This is a genomic window from Segatella baroniae DSM 16972 = JCM 13447 (genome assembly GCF_000426585.1).
Lineage (GTDB): Bacteria > Bacteroidota > Bacteroidia > Bacteroidales > Bacteroidaceae > Prevotella > Prevotella baroniae.
This window is the reverse complement of sequence record NZ_AUFQ01000016.1, coordinates 1-14,706: the sequence shown is the minus strand read 5'-3', so window position 1 is coordinate 14,706 and position 14,706 is coordinate 1. Positions and strand designations below refer to the sequence as shown.

General features: G+C 54.7%; 7 protein-coding genes and 1 rRNA gene. 5 read left to right on the top strand and 3 right to left on the bottom strand.

The window, feature by feature from the left end; all coding sequences use genetic code 11:
- The first annotated feature begins 34 nt into the window (after nt 1–34).
- A complete protein-coding gene (locus tag K334_RS0110160; RefSeq protein WP_027444912.1) occupies nt 35–2,164 on the top strand; it encodes a M3 family metallopeptidase in 2,130 nt (709 codons plus the stop codon).
- A 124-nt stretch (nt 2,165–2,288) separates the two neighbouring features.
- Here the strand turns inward: K334_RS0110160 and glgP are convergent, their stop codons facing one another.
- Nucleotides 2,289–4,850, bottom strand: a complete 2,562-nt coding sequence (glgP, locus tag K334_RS0110155) for an alpha-glucan family phosphorylase (RefSeq protein ID WP_027444911.1) — start codon at nt 4,848–4,850, stop codon at nt 2,289–2,291.
- Between the two features lie 55 nt (nt 4,851–4,905).
- Nucleotides 4,906–6,579 (bottom strand): glycosyltransferase, encoded by a 1,674-nt coding sequence (locus tag K334_RS0110150; RefSeq protein ID WP_025881682.1) that lies wholly within the window; start codon nt 6,577–6,579, stop codon nt 4,906–4,908.
- A 165-nt stretch (nt 6,580–6,744) separates the two neighbouring features.
- Between K334_RS0110150 and K334_RS0110145 the strand changes: the two genes are divergently transcribed.
- The 4 genes from K334_RS0110145 to K334_RS15090 all read left to right on the top strand — a co-directional run bounded on the left by K334_RS0110145 (nt 6,745) and on the right by K334_RS15090 (nt 14,266).
- Nucleotides 6,745–7,164: a hypothetical protein gene (locus K334_RS0110145; RefSeq protein ID WP_025881680.1), complete on the top strand. Its 420-nt coding sequence runs from the start codon at nt 6,745–6,747 to the stop codon at nt 7,162–7,164.
- Nucleotides 7,165–8,238: 1,074 nt separating this feature from the next.
- Nucleotides 8,239–9,372 (top strand): helix-turn-helix transcriptional regulator, encoded by a 1,134-nt coding sequence (locus K334_RS0110130; protein ID WP_025881678.1) that lies wholly within the window; start codon nt 8,239–8,241, stop codon nt 9,370–9,372.
- Between the two features lie 742 nt (nt 9,373–10,114).
- Nucleotides 10,115–14,092: a leucine-rich repeat protein gene (locus K334_RS15290; RefSeq protein WP_051218733.1), complete on the top strand. Its 3,978-nt coding sequence runs from the start codon at nt 10,115–10,117 to the stop codon at nt 14,090–14,092.
- Nucleotides 14,093–14,104: 12 nt separating this feature from the next.
- Complete coding sequence (locus tag K334_RS15090; protein WP_169712453.1) at nt 14,105–14,266, top strand: hypothetical protein; 162 nt, start codon at nt 14,105–14,107, stop codon at nt 14,264–14,266.
- 160 nt (nt 14,267–14,426) lie between these two features.
- Here the strand turns inward: K334_RS15090 and rrf are convergent.
- Nucleotides 14,427–14,539, bottom strand: a 5S ribosomal RNA gene (gene rrf / locus K334_RS0110115).
- Nucleotides 14,540–14,706: the final 167 nt, after the last annotated feature.

The following is a 14,706-nucleotide window of genomic DNA, read 5'->3' as shown; positions in this document are numbered from 1 at the left end:
TATTGAAGACAACAACAACTATTCAACAATACAGATGAAACATCAATTAAAAAAAGCATTCGTGACGGCAGGCCTGGCCTCGTCGGTGCTGCTGACTACGGGAGCTAACCCCCAGGCTGACCGCGCCAATCCGCTGCTCAGCCCCAGCACGCTGCCGTTTGGCGCGCCCGACTTCAGTGTCATCAGGGAAAGCGACTACCTGCCGGCCTTCAAGAAGGCGATTGAACTGCAACGCAAAGAAATCGACCGCATCGTCAACAACAAGCAGAAGCCCACTTTCTCCAACACCATTCTGGCATACGAACAGAGCGGAAGGACGCTGGATCGCGTGCAGAGCATTTTCTTCGGACTGACCGGCGCGCACAAGACGCCGGCAATTGCAAGCACGCAGAAGGCCGTCATGCCGCTGCTGACCGATTTCAAGAATGAACTGACATTCAACGAACGTTTCTTCCAACGCATCAAGTATGTCTACGACCACGAACTGCACAAGCTGAAAGGTGAAGACAGAAAACTGCTGGAAGAGATGTATAAGAACTTTGTAAGGTCGGGCGCGCTGCTTTCCAAGGAAAAGAAAGCCCGCATGGTGGCCATCAACAAGCGCATCGCCGAGCTGCAACAGCAATGGGGCGAAATGCTTCCCGAGGCCACCAACCACGCCGTGGTGTGGGTGGACAAGGTGGAAGACTTGAAAGGACTGGGCGACGCGGACATTGCGCAATGCAAGAAAGACGCCGAAAACCTGGGGGGCAAGGCCCCCTATTGCATCGTCATCGTCAACACGACGCAGCAGGCCATCCTCGCAAGCCTGGAAAATCGGGACTTGCGCAAGAAGGTTTTCGAAGCCTCGGTTCACAGGGCTGACGGAACGGGCAAGTACAACACCTTCCCCATCGTTGCGGAAATGGCAAAACTAAGGGCTGAAATGGCCGAACTGATGGGCTACAAGAACTACGCGTCGTACTCGTTGGAGCGGACAATGGCCCACTCCACAGACAAGGTGTACGCCTTCCTGCGGAACCTCATCGCCGCCTACCGCCCCAAGTCACAGGCCGAGACGCACGACATAGAGGCTTTTGCGAGAGAGCGGATGGGCACTGACTTCCAGTTGCAGCCTTACGACCGCTTCTACTTCTCGGCTCAGATGAAGAAAGAGCAGCTGCAACTGTCGGACGACGACGTGAGGCCCTACTTCAACATCGACTCTGTTTTGGTGAATGGCGTGTTCTACGCTGCCAACCGGGCCTACGGACTGACGTTCAAGCAACGCAAGGATCTGCCCACCTACCATCCCGACATGAAGGTGTTTGAAGTGTTCGACAAAACGGGCAAGCCGCTGGCCTTGTTCTACACCGACTATTTCCGCCGTCCCACGAAACGTGGCGGAGCATGGATGAGTTCCTTCGCCAAGCAAAGCCGACTGCGCCGACAGCTGCCCATCATCTATAATGTCACCAACGTGGCCAAGGCGCCTGAAGGATTTCCGACACTGATGACATGGGATGAAGTTTCGACGATGTTCCATGAGTTTGGCCATGCTCTGCACGGCATGCTCTCGAACTGCAAATACAACACGCTGTCGGGTACGGCCGTGGCGCGCGACTTCGTGGAAATGCCATCGCAATTCAACGAATCGTTCGCAACGATTCCCGAGGTGTTCAACCATTTCGCACGCCACACGGAGACACACGAACCCATGCCCGAAGAACTGAAGCGGAAGATGTTGAAGTCCATCAACTTCCAACCGTGCTACTCACTGGGTGAGAATCTGGCAGCCACGAGTCTGGATCTTGCCTGGCATTGCCTCGACAGCAAGGACGTGCCGACGGCCGAACATGCCGCCGACTTCGAGAAACGCGCCCTCGACGAGATGGGACTGCTCGACACGCAGATACCTCCACGCTATGCCACTTCCTACTTCAACCACGTATGGGGCGGCGGCTACGCGGCGGGCTACTACAGCTATCTGTGGACAGAGGTGCTGGCCGACAACATCGCCGACCATTTTGCGCAGCATGGCGCCTTGAACCCCGCCGTGGGAAAGGCTTTCCGCGACAAGGTGTTGAGCCGGGGCAACACCGGAGACCTCATGCAGATGTTCACCGACTTCACGGGACTGAAGGCGCCGAATGCCGAAAGTCTGCTGAAAGCAAGAGGATTGTGAATTGACAAGTAAAAACAACTGGCTCTCGCAAGCGAAACGCAATAAAAAAACGGATGGCACAAACCATCCGTTTTCATTTATGATATCGATACTTCCATAAGAAGCAAAGTGTCGACTGAAGACATCAGTCGAGCCACTTCACATAGCAGAAGTCCATGCGGTGCGGCAGTTCCTTGTTCTTGGGATACATGCGCACACAAGTGCGGAAAGTGCCGGCTTTGACAGGTTCCACCTTTGCTTCAAAAGTATAGTTGTTGCCTTCGTGGCCAACGACCTTGAACTCGTGAATCGAATAGATTTCATGGTCGCCGCCCTCAAGATTGTTCTTCAGCGCAACCAACTCCAGACCGATGGCGTCATCCAGCCCCTGCTCGTCAATCACGTAAGTCAGCTTGAAGTCCCTGCCCGTTTCACCACCGTTGTACAATGCGGCGTCGTCCTTCGACACCACATGGATGGCGTCCCAGCGTTCGGCCACATTCTCCTTCCAAAGAGCGATTTCCTTGGCAAGCTTGTTGCCGTTGGCGGCCAACTTCTTGAACCGCTTAGCCTGCTTGTTGTAGAACTTTTCGTAATAGTCGTCGAGCTGACGCTTCATCGTATAGTGGGGCGCGATGGTTGCAATGGAGTTCTTCACCACTTTAATCCAGTCCTCGCTATAGCCCTTCTTGGTGCGGTCGTAATACAAAGGAATGATTTCGTTCTCAAGCAGATTATAGATGGTGGTGGCATCCAGCTGGTCTTGATAGCTCTGGTTGTCGTATGTGCGCTCCTGCGGCAAAGCCCAGCCGGCACCTTCACGATAACCTTCCACCCACCAGCCGTCGAGCACGGAGAGATTCACCACGCCGTTCATCTCAGCCTTCTCACCCGACGTGCCGCTGGCTTCGAGCGGGCGGGTCGGCGTGTTCATCCAGATGTCGACGCCCGAAACCAGGCGGCGTGCCAACTGCATGTCGTAGTCCTCCAGGAAGATAATCTTGCCAAGGAACTCGGGACGCTGGCTGATCTCGAAGATACGCTTGATCAATCCCTGACCTGCGCCGTCGGCCGGGTGGGCCTTGCCCGAAAAGAAGAAGAGCACGGGGTGCTCGGGGTCGTTCACAATCTTGGACAGACGCTCCAGGTCGGTGAAGAGAAGGTGGGCGCGCTTGTAGGTGGCGAAGCGGCGGCAGAAGCCAATCATCAGCGCGTTGGGATTGATGCGTTCGAGCAGAGATACGACGCGGGCGGGATCGCCTTGGTTCTTCAACCACGACTGCGTGAACTTCTCACGGATATACTTGACCAGCTTCTGCTTCAAGGCCATGCGCGTGTTCCAAATCTCCGCGTCGGGCACATTGTAGATGGCATGCCAGATATCTTCATTGCTCTGGTCACCCATGAAGGAAGGATCGAAGTATTTGTCATAGACCTTGCGCCATTCGGTAGCCGTCCATGTAGGCAGGTGGACACCGTTGGTGACATAGCCCACGTGGTTTTCTTCCGGATAGTAACCGGCCCAGACGGGGGCGAACATCTTCTGGCTGACCCAACCATGGAGCTTGCTCACGCCATTGACTTCCTGGCAGGTGTTGCAGGCGAAGGTGGAAAGGCAGAAACGCTCGCTGTGGTCGTCGGGATTCTGGCGTCCCATGCCGATAAACTCGTCCCAGGTGAGGCCAAGACGCTCGGGATAGCCACCCATATACTTGCCGAACAAGGCTTCGTCGAAGTAGTCGTGTCCCGCCGGCACAGGCGTATGGACGGTATAGAGTGAAGACGCGCGCACAAGTTCCAATGCCTGGTTGTAGGTCAGGCCCGACTCTACATAGTCGCACAGCCGCTGCAGGTTGCAGAGGGCGGCATGACCTTCGTTGCAATGGTAAATGTCTTTCGTGACACCGAGCTTCTTCAGTGCCAGAATACCGCCGATACCCAGCAAAATCTCCTGCTTGAGACGATTCTCCCAGTCACCGCCATAGAGCGAGTGGGTGATGGGTTTGTCGAACTCGGAGTTCATCTCGTTGTCCGTATCGAGCAGATACAGCTTGATGCGCCCTACATTGACACGCCACACATAGGCATGCACCTGATAGTTCATGTAGGGAACGTCCACGACAACGGGGTTGCCGTCGGCGTCAAGCTCCCGCTCTATGGGGAGCGAGTTGAAGTTCTGTGCGTCGTATTTGGCTATCTGCTGGCCGTCCATGCTCAGGCTCTGCGTGAAGTAGCCGAAACGATAGAGGAAACCGACGGCGCAAAGGTCTACATTGCTGTCCGAAGCCTCTTTCAAATAGTCGCCGGCGAGCATGCCGAGACCGCCTGAATAGATCTTGAGCGCCTGATTCAGACCATACTCCATGCAGAAGTAGGCCACGGAAGGACGTGTGGCGTCGGGCTTCACGTCCATGTAGGCACGGAACTTCGCGTAGACGTCATTCACTTTCTTCATCAGAGCCTTGTCCTTGACGACGGCTTCCTTGCGGTCGTAACTCAAACGCTCCAGAAGCATTACCGGATTGTGGCCCACTTCCTCATAAAGCTTCTCGTCCAAGCTTTTGAAAAGATTGCGTGCCTCATAATTCCATGCCCACCACATGTTATGAGCCAACTCATCAAGACACTGCAGTTGCTCCGGCAACCGCGACTTGATAGACAGCTCCTTCCACTGCGGAGCATTCGCGTAATCAGCTTTAATTTTCATAAATCTCTTGTTTAGTTATATTATTCCACTTGTTTCTTTTACCTACATTGTCGCGTCATGCGTCAGCCATGGCCTGCAAACGCGTCCGCGCGTTGCCCAGCGCCAAATCATAGGCTGCTTCATAATGCTTGATAAAGTGCTTCCACAAAGCTTTCTTCGACAATTGGAAAGCGTGTGAACGTGATGTCTCCACCTGTTTCTTGTCCAACTGCGAGAATGCGACTACCGTCTCCTTGATACCATCAGCCACCTCGGAGAAGTTGTAGTCGGTGCGGTGGATGACTTTCACGCCGTCCATGATTCCACTCTCGCGGCCCAACGTCTGCTCGGCCCACAGGCCGAAGCCTGCCAAGTCGGTCGTGATGCAAGGAACCTTGAAGGCGACCGCCTCCAATGGCGTGTATCCCCAAGGCTCATAATAGGATGGATAGACGCAGAGATCGTTGCCCAAAATCAAATCATAATAGGAGAGATTGAAGATTCCATCCTGCCCTGTCAGATAGCAAGGGACAAAAATCAGCTTCACACGAGACGATTGCCCGTTGTCGAGGCCAAGATGGTTCATCATTCCCAAGGCCCTGTCGGTCTCCTGCTCGTTCAGCCAATGCGTCAGCGTCGGGGTTTCAAGGGGTTGCGTGAAAGCCTGCCCGCCCTCCAAACGCTCCGCCAAATCCCGGCGAGGCTCCTTCACCCATGCCGGAACATCGATGAAAGCCAGCACTTTTCTTGACAAGCGGCCGTCGCTTTTCAGCCTGTTCATGGCTTCTATGAAGACATCAATGCCTTTGTTGCGGAACTCATAGCGTCCGCTTGTCGAGAGAATCAACGTATCGTTGTCGAAAGTTTCGCCCAGCAAAGCGGACGCCACTTCCAACATCCTGCGCCGGGCCGCTTTCCGTTTGGCTGTAAACGTTGCGCCCTTGGGTACGAAATCGTCTTCAAAACCATTGGGAAGAACCATGTCCACGGGTTTGTCCAACAGTTCCTGACATTCCCTGGCGGTTATGTCGCTGACGGTTGTGAAGCAATCCACATGCAATGCCGTTTGCTTCTCTATCGAATGCTTGCTCTGCATGTTGAGTTCCTCGGCCATCCCGTCGCCCTGATAGGCGTACAAATATTCGTAGAGCGGCTTGTTGTTGCCCGCAATACTGCGCCCTATGCTCGTGGCATGGGTCGTAAAGATGGTTGCAATCTGCGGCACATGCTTCTGAATGTAAAGCAGTCCCAGGCCGGTCATCCATTCATTGCCGTGATAAACGACCTTCAGGGAGTCGTTCAACTGAAAATGATAGAAACTTTCCACCACCTTGCCCGCCGCGTATGAGAACATGGACGCTTCGTCATAATCGCCATAGGCGTGCAGGCTGTCGACCTCGAAATCGTTCCAAAGCTGGGTGTATATTTCGTTTTTATGGGCAAAGAAAGGCTTGAAATCAACAAGAACTGCCAGCGGTCGGCCCGGAACAAGCCAGCGACCGACACGCAACCGCAACCCTTCTTGGGCCGCAGACGACCGCCATTCCGCCAACAACGAAGCGTCCTCTTCAAAGAAGGGACTGGCTGTCTCCGACCAACAGTCCGGACCGATGAAAATAATTCTGTCTTTTAAAATCTCCTGCAATGTCTTTGCGCGCGTAGATAATACCGTATAAATCCCACCTACTTGATTACAGACTTCCCAACTTGACTCAAAAATGAAATCGGGAAGAACAAACTTTCTTACCATACAACTAATATAAGCGGCGCAAAGATACTATAATTTACATGAAAAACCAACTTGTGAAGACAATATTTTAATAATTCGTCCGCATTCTTGACCTAAAAGAATTATCTTTGCAACATCCTTGATTGACAAGGGAATATCACCGGCTATAAACTGAATCGGAATCTGATGAAACGAATGATGACAGCCATCATGGGTTTGGCCTTCGCAACGGCGCTGAACGCCCAGGGACGACAAGTGTTCAAAGGGCATTTGTATAATGACGAATACCAAGTCTATCTCGACATAGACTTCTATCAAAAGAACATCCTTGTGCCAAACCAAGAGATCTTCGGCCAACTGCCGGGCTACTTCGGCGCGAAGAGAGACATGCGCAAATGGTTGATAACCGACATCAAGCTGCTCAACGACTCCACGGCCCGCGTCGACATCATCAACGACTATGGCAGCGAAGACTTGTCCGCCACTCTTTACAAGGACAAGAATGGAAACTACATACTAAAACAGGGGGAAGGCAGCACCATCAAGATTGTTGTGGACCGCAAATGGGTGAAGATTCCCAAGACGCTTGTCCTCCACAAGAAATAGAGATGCGTTGCCCCAAGTCCCCCGACCATGCGCACGCGGGGAAATCGGTTGTCCTTATTCTTCGGTGGAGGCGGTTTCATGCCCCCATCAGTCATCGCCAAACCGTCACGGTGTAGCTTTCGTCAATCCCATCCGCGTTATTGACAAATCCTTATAATGTATTGCCCCAACTACCGCATGGCGGTTGGTTCTTTTGTAGGACAGGGTTGCAAGCACAGCGAGCTACCCTGTCTAAGCCGGTGGTCGGTAACTAGGCCGAAGGTCTTGGTCTTTTTACGTTTGTGATGATTGTTGTAGGGCCTGAAGGATGAGGTGTTCGACTTGCAAAAGCAGCCTTTTCAGAAGCTCAAAGCAGCTCTTTCAGAAGTCCAAAGCTGCCTTTTCAGAAGTCCGAAGCTGCCCTTTCAGAAGCCCAAAGCTGCCTTTTCAGAAGCCCGAAGCTGCCTTTTCAGAAGCCCAAAGGGCGTCGATGAGAAGAGGAAAAGCCGAAGCCCATCCATCACCGTCTATTACCACCCCCACTGCCCCGCCGTCACCGGGGGTATTCCCCTCCTTGGGAGGGGTCAGGGGAGGCACCCATTTCCCATTCCCCAACCACTCATTGCCACATCGTCATAATGTACTGTGCCAACAACCGCATGGCGGTTGGCCCCGAGCTTCAGATGGAAACGTAAAAAGGCCAAGACCTTCGGCCTAGCTTCTCTCCACCACCGGCCAGTCAGGGTAGCTCGCTGCGCTCACAACCCTGGCCTACAAAAAGGCCAAGGCCTTCGGCCTAGCCGCCATGCCCGGTTTTTCAACGCCCGATGGGGTTTAACAAGGTCGTTGATGGGATTATTCCGGAAAATGACTACCTTTGCATTTGATTTCAAACAGCAGAGAAAACATGAACATAAACTTTACCATACAGCTTTTCGAGGGCCGGAAGGCGCACACCGCATCGGCTGCCGAACGGGAAAAGCTTTATCTTGCAGTCGGGGATATGGTGCCGGCATTGACTGATACACTTTATTCGGGTTCACGAATCGTCAATGGTTTGAACTCTATTAGCCGACCCTAATCCGCGCGATTGAAATGCTGAAAGGACTGCTTGCCGACCTGCCGATGTTGACCTGTCTGGTGATGTCGGCCATCATCGCACTGGAATTGCGCCGTGGCCGATTGCGCGAACTGCCGTCGTTCCTGCGCTTCATGCTCGTGAGCACCATGCTGTACGCGGGCCACAACGTCTTTTTCCTGCGCGCCGAGGCGTTGCTGCCCCTCACCGACACGCTGTATGTCTTTGCCAACCTTGCCGTCTACCCCCTCTATCTCATCTATGTCACCCGCCTCTCCGTGGCCGATCGCTCGCCCCGCATTTACTGGCTGCTGGCTCCGGCTGTGGTGGCCGCGCTGGCCGTCGGCATACTGTACGCCTTTATGCCGCAAGCGGAGACCCATGTCTTCTTCGACACATACCTTTATCGGAACAGCATGGATGGACTTCGAGGGGCGGCACTGTGGCAGGCCTACATCCATACGGCATGCAAGGTGGCCTTTGCCTTGCTCGTGGTCTATGTGCTTGTGACAGCCACGCGTCGGCTACGCGAATACGACAAGGCCCTCGAACGGTATTTCGCCGACACCGAGCACATGACCATGCGCAGTGTGCGCAACGTTTTGGTGCTCGTGGTCGTGATATCCTGCTTCTCGTTGGTGTTCAACGTCATAGGCCGCCACATCTTTGTCGATTCCACCGCGGCCTTGGCCATTCCCTCCCTGCTTTTCACCAGCCTGCTCTTTGCGTTCGGCTATGTGGGGTTGCACCGCACGTATTCCATCGTCGACTTGGAGAAACTGCGCAGCGAGATGCGTGCCGAACTGTCCGACGACACGCCCGTACCCGATGAAGACGCCATCCACCAGCGCATCCTCACGCTGTTTGGCGAACAGAAGGTCTTTCTACAGCCCAACCTGAAAATCGACGACGTGGCTGCCATGGCATACACCAACCGCACATACGTCTATCAGGTGGTGAACAAGCAGATGGGCACGTCGTTCGCCGAACTGGTCAACCGCCGCCGCATCGCCTACGCCGTGCAATTGATGAAGGACATCCCCGGCATTGCCATGGCCGATGTGGCCACAGCTTCGGGCTACAACTCGCTCTCCACGTTCTACCGCAACTACCGTCTTTACGGCAAGGACGCAGACCATGCCGCAGGATGACCGGGGAGGTATGCCCGCCACCCATCCGTCGACCCTGAAGGGGTCGCCCACCATCATCACGGCTGTCTTTGGGCGACCCTTCCAGGGTCGATGTCCGCTTGGTCTTTTATCCCCTGGTCACTCCGCTTCGCAGAGATGACCAGGGGTTACTGAGCGATGAAGCCTCCGGCTTCACTCCCTGCGCGGTCTGCGACAGGCATTTCTTTATGCGCAATGTACCATGACCATATACCAATGAACCGATTTGGGATAAAAAGACCAAGACCTTCGACCTAGCTCCCCACCAACAAAGCTTAGGCAGGGTAGCGCGCTGCGCTCGCACCCCTACCCTACAAAAAAACAACCGCCAAGGCGGTAGTGCGCAGTGCACCATGACCATATACCAATAAACCGATTTGGGATAAAAAGACCAAGACCTTCGGCCTAGCTTCCCACCAACAAAGCTTAGGCAGGGTAGCGCGCTGCGCTCGCAACCCTCCCCTACAAAAAACCAACCGCCAAGGCGGTAGTGCGCAGTGCACCATGGCTATGCTCCCATGAACCGCCTGACACAGTTTACTTTACACGCTCGACACAGTTGAAATTACACAACCGAAAAAGCACGCCCGCAACGTGTTTTTGTGAATATGGGAAACATTTTTGTGAATATGGGAAACGCATCCAGACGAATGGCTGTAACTTGTGCGCTCATAAAAGGTATGTGTTCCAACAACTTTAAATGATTTTAATAAAACCAATGCTTATGAAAAAATTCTTCTCCCTTTTGTTGTCTGTCGTTGCAGCCACGACAGCCTGGGCGCAGACAACGTTCACATCAGGTGACTTTACCTACACCGTCACCGATGCCGACGCAAAGACCGTATCGGTGAAGCAGGCCAACAACCAAGTCGGCGGCGACCTCGTCATCCCCGCCACGGCGCAGAACGACGGAGTGAGCTACAGCGTCACCTCTATCGCAGAGAGTGGTTTCAAGGACAATGCCAACATCACGTCGGTGGTGTTCCCTGCCAGCATGCGCAGCACTGGTGGTTCCTGCTTCGAAAACTGTAAAAACATCGCGTCCATCACCCTCAACGATGGGTTGGAGACCATCAGCGATTATCTGCTTTGTATGCAGAGTGGTGGAAACAGCAATGCAAAACTCACGGCCGTCACCATTCCGTCCTCAGTGACATCCATCGGTCGGGGCGCGTTCTACAATTGTACGGCCTTGGCCGAAATCACCTTCAGCGGCACGGACGAGCCCATCACGCTGAACCATGCCAGCTATGCTGTATTTGGAAATTGCCCCGCCACCAAAGTCAACCTTGACCGCGACATAGAGGGGTCGACAGTTGCCGACTTTCCTACCGTGCAGACGCTCGTCGTGGGCGGCTACGTGACCAAGCTGCATGAGAACATGTTCAGGGGCTGCAAACAGCTCACCAGCGTGACCCTCGACAACAATCTGATGGAGGTGGGCAAAGCGTGTTTCTACGGCTGTTCTGAGCTCACGGCCATCGACATTCCCGAAAGCCTCGCCACGCTCTCCGAGAGCATGTTTGAAGGATGTAAAAAACTTGCAAGCGTCACGCTGAAGGGAGGGCTATCCACTGTGGGTAAAGATGCGTTCTATAATTGTGCCCTTACCAGCGTCACCTTGCCAGCGTCAGTTACGTCGGTGGGCAGACAGGCGTTTCAGGGCTGCCCTATAGAAGAGTTCAACATCTCCGACTGCGATGAGGCACTTACCATTAGTGCCTACTCAAAGATTCTCGGCAAGTACTTCTACATAGGCCGCAATCTTACGTTCACAGAAGGCACGTCGATATTCAGCGACGTGCAGACGCTCGTCGTGGGCGACGACGTGACCAAGTTGAATGAGAACATGTTCTGGGGCTGCACGCAGCTCACCAGTGTGACCCTCGGCAGCAATCTGACGGAGGTGGGCAAAGCGTGTTTCCAAGGCTGTTCTGAGCTCACAGCCATCGACATTCCTGCAAGCCTCCCCACAATCTCCGAGAGCATGTTCGAAGGATGTACCAAGCTTGCAAGCGTCACGCTGCACGAAGGGCTATCCACTGTGGGTAAAGATGCGTTCTATAATTGTGCCCTTACCAGCGTCACCTTGCCAGCGTCAGTTACATCGGTGGGCAGACAGGCGTTTCAGGACTGCCCAATAGATACATTTCACATCTCCGACAGCCAGACGCCGCTTTCCATTAGTGCCTACTCAACGATTCCCGGCAAGACCTTCTACATAGGCCGCAATCTTACGTTCACAGAGGGCACGTCGATGTTCGGCAACGTGGAATCGCTCACCCTCGGTGGCAGCATGACCACTATCCCGGAGAATTTCGCCCAAGGTAAAAGTACGCTCAAGACACTCGTGGTCGGCGAGGGTATTGTAAATATAGTGGGTGCCGCCGCATTCAGAGAAACCGGTCTGACAAGCGTGTCTCTGCCGTCCACCCTCAAGGTGCTGCCGAAGGAGACGTTTGAGAAATGCTACTCGCTGGCCACCGTAACGCTTGCCGAAGGTCTTGAGGAGATAGGCCACGGCGCCTTCTACGATTGCAAGGCTCTCAAGGAGATAACCCTGCCGGCCTCGTTGAAGAAGATCGGCACATGTGTATTCCAGCGTAACGAAAACCTGAAGAAGATGGTTATTGCCGACAGCGACACGGCACTGTCCTATGCGACAGGCATCCACAAATACGGCGTCCTGAACATGACACCGGCGCACACGCTTGACCATATCTACGTGGGCCGCAACATCGTGCGCATCGATAACCTCAGCAACAGCATCATCGCCTATGCAAAAGTTGTGGAATTGGGCGAGAAGGTAACGTCTCTGGGCCAGCTAATGCCCGGAACAGGCAACGTATCTGACATATACGTACCATGGACCACCCCCATCGAGCAGACGGAGGATATATGCAAAGGCAACTACGGCGACATCACGCTGTGGGTTCCCGGCGGCACCAAGGAAGCCTATCAAGCCGCGGATATATGGAAGAAGTTCACCAAGATGAACCATCATAGCACGCTCGTCACCCTGACGGCCTCGGCCCACGGCACCATCGCCAACGAAAAGGCCACGGCCGCCGGCGGCTCGGCGCAGTATCGCCAGGCGAAGGACGCCCCCGTGGCTTACACGCTCACCGCCGACACGGGCTACGAGCCGACTGCCTTGACCGACAACGGCAACCCCGTCTCGCCCCTGCCCGACCTCGGCACAGCCCAGAGCCGCGCCAACAGCGAGGGCGAGGAGTACGTGACGCTCGCCGCCACCTTCAGCCCCATCAGCTACACGCTGACCTACGACCTCGCAGGTGGCGCCGCCGCGGAGAATCCCGCCAGCTACACCATCGAGAGCGACGCCATCACGCTCGTGAACCCCACCCGCGAGGGCTACACCTTCGCCGGATGGACTGGCACCAACCTCAGCGAAGCCACTGTGAGCGTGACCATTGCCAAGGGCAGCACCGACAACCGCAGCTATACCGCCACGTGGACACCTATTATATATACGATCACTTGTGACCTCGCAGGTGGCGCCGCCGTGGAGAATCCCGCCAGCTACACCATCGAGAGCGACGCCATCACGCTCGTGAACCCCACCCGCGAGGGCTACACCTTCAATGGTTGGCTACTCGATGGCGAGGGCGAAGCACAGATGAATGTCACCATCGACAAGGGCTGCACCGGCAACAAGTCCTACACCGCCACATGGAAGATCAATTCCTACACCATCTACTTCGAAGATTGCAACGACGATGTGGCACCCATCGTACAGGACTACGGTACGGCTGTCACGCCGCCCGAAGACCCGACGAGGGAGGGGTATGACTTCATCGGCTGGACTCCCGAGCTGCCCGAGACCATGCCCGCCGGGGACCTCACTGTCACGGCTACGTGGCAAATCAAGCACTACACCGTGAACATCACCGGTGGTGGCGTGACCGCCGACAACTATAGCCCCGAATATGGCGCTTATGTAATGCTGACCATCCTGCCTGATTCCGATACTGAACTCGCCAGCCTCCTTGTAAACAACGTTGATGTGACATCGCAGATTGCCGACTATAGATACATCATCGAAGAGGTCACTGGCGATGTGACAGTCGTTGCCACTTGGAAGTCCTCCAAGGAGTTCATCACCATGACCAACGGCCAGGCTTCCTTCAGCTGCGACCGCGACCTGGACTTCTCCGAAGTCTATGGGCTTACAGCGTATATTGCCAGCGGCTTCGACCGGGATGGCACGGTGCAGCTCTCGAAGGTGGACGTCGTGCCGGCCAACACCGGATTGTTCCTCGTGGGAACAGAGGGCCTCACCTACAAGGTGCCTTATGCAACGGCAACCTCTTACTACGTCAACCTGCTGAAGCCGAATCTCACGGCCAAGGTGGTGCCTGCCACCGAAGGGGGCTACACCAATTTCCTCTACGGAAAGAACAATGGTGTTGCAGGTTTCTACAAGGCTTCGGGCACGGGTGAGTTGGCAGCCAAGAAGGCTTACCTGCAAGTGCCTACCAGCGTGGCCGCCGCCAAATCCAGCCTGAAGATACGCTTCACCGACGATGATCTGACAGGAATCGGTCGCACGCGTGTCGATGGCATGTCCGGCAAGGGCGTCTACGACCTTAAGGGCCGCAAGGTGGCCGACAAGCTTGAAGGCACCCGGCTGCCAAGCGGTATCTACATTGTCAATGGCAAGAAAGTTTATGTCAAATAAAAGAACATGTGTATGAAGAAGAGTTATTTGAAACCGGTGATGACGGTGATACAGATAAGCCCGCAGGCGATTCTTTCCGGGAGCGTGAGCGGCAATTTCAAGGAGACCGAGACCCAAAATGTGGATATATACTTCGACGACGACAAAACCATCAATGGTGAAGACGCCTGGTAAAGGCTGTCCACGTCATGAGAAAAAAGGGGAGCTGCGCCACCATTCGCGCAGCTCCCCTTTTTTCGGGCGCCTGTAGCCGTTCAGAGCCGCCCCTTCTCCTCCTTTCCCCCAAACGCAAAGAGCCCCGGCCACTGTGAAGTGACCGGGGCTCGGCTCTGAAAGAAGGCGGCGACCTACTCTCCCGCATTGCATTGCAGTACCATCGGCGCAGGCAGGCTTAACTTCTCTGTTCGGAATGGGAAGAGGTGGGGCCCTGCCGCAAGAACCACCTGATTTTATGGTTTGACATCGGGACACAGGCAAGGACGGAAGGAAGAACGAAAGACCATCACCGCACGACAGCCAAAAGGATGGAGCGCAAGGAAAGTTTCGGGCAATTAGTAGCGCTCGGCTGTGACGTCGCCGTCTATACACCTGCGCCCTATCGACGTCCTAGTCTC

What these genes read in the sequence shown, in the direction of transcription:
- K334_RS0110160 (WP_027444912.1), top strand. Translation starts at nt 35, where the DNA reads ATGAAACATCAATTAAAAAAAGCATTCGTGACGGCAGGCCTGGCCTCG.
- K334_RS0110145 (WP_025881680.1), top strand. Translation starts at nt 6,745, where the DNA reads ATGAAACGAATGATGACAGCCATCATGGGTTTGGCCTTCGCAACGGCG.
- glgP (WP_027444911.1), bottom strand. Translation starts at nt 4,850, where the DNA reads ATGAAAATTAAAGCTGATTACGCGAATGCTCCGCAGTGGAAGGAGCTG.
- K334_RS0110130 (WP_025881678.1), top strand. Translation starts at nt 8,239, where the DNA reads ATGCTGAAAGGACTGCTTGCCGACCTGCCGATGTTGACCTGTCTGGTG.
- K334_RS15290 (WP_051218733.1), top strand. Translation starts at nt 10,115, where the DNA reads ATGAAAAAATTCTTCTCCCTTTTGTTGTCTGTCGTTGCAGCCACGACA.
- K334_RS15090 (WP_169712453.1), top strand. Translation starts at nt 14,105, where the DNA reads ATGAAGAAGAGTTATTTGAAACCGGTGATGACGGTGATACAGATAAGC.
- K334_RS0110150 (WP_025881682.1), bottom strand. Translation starts at nt 6,579, where the DNA reads ATGGTAAGAAAGTTTGTTCTTCCCGATTTCATTTTTGAGTCAAGTTGG.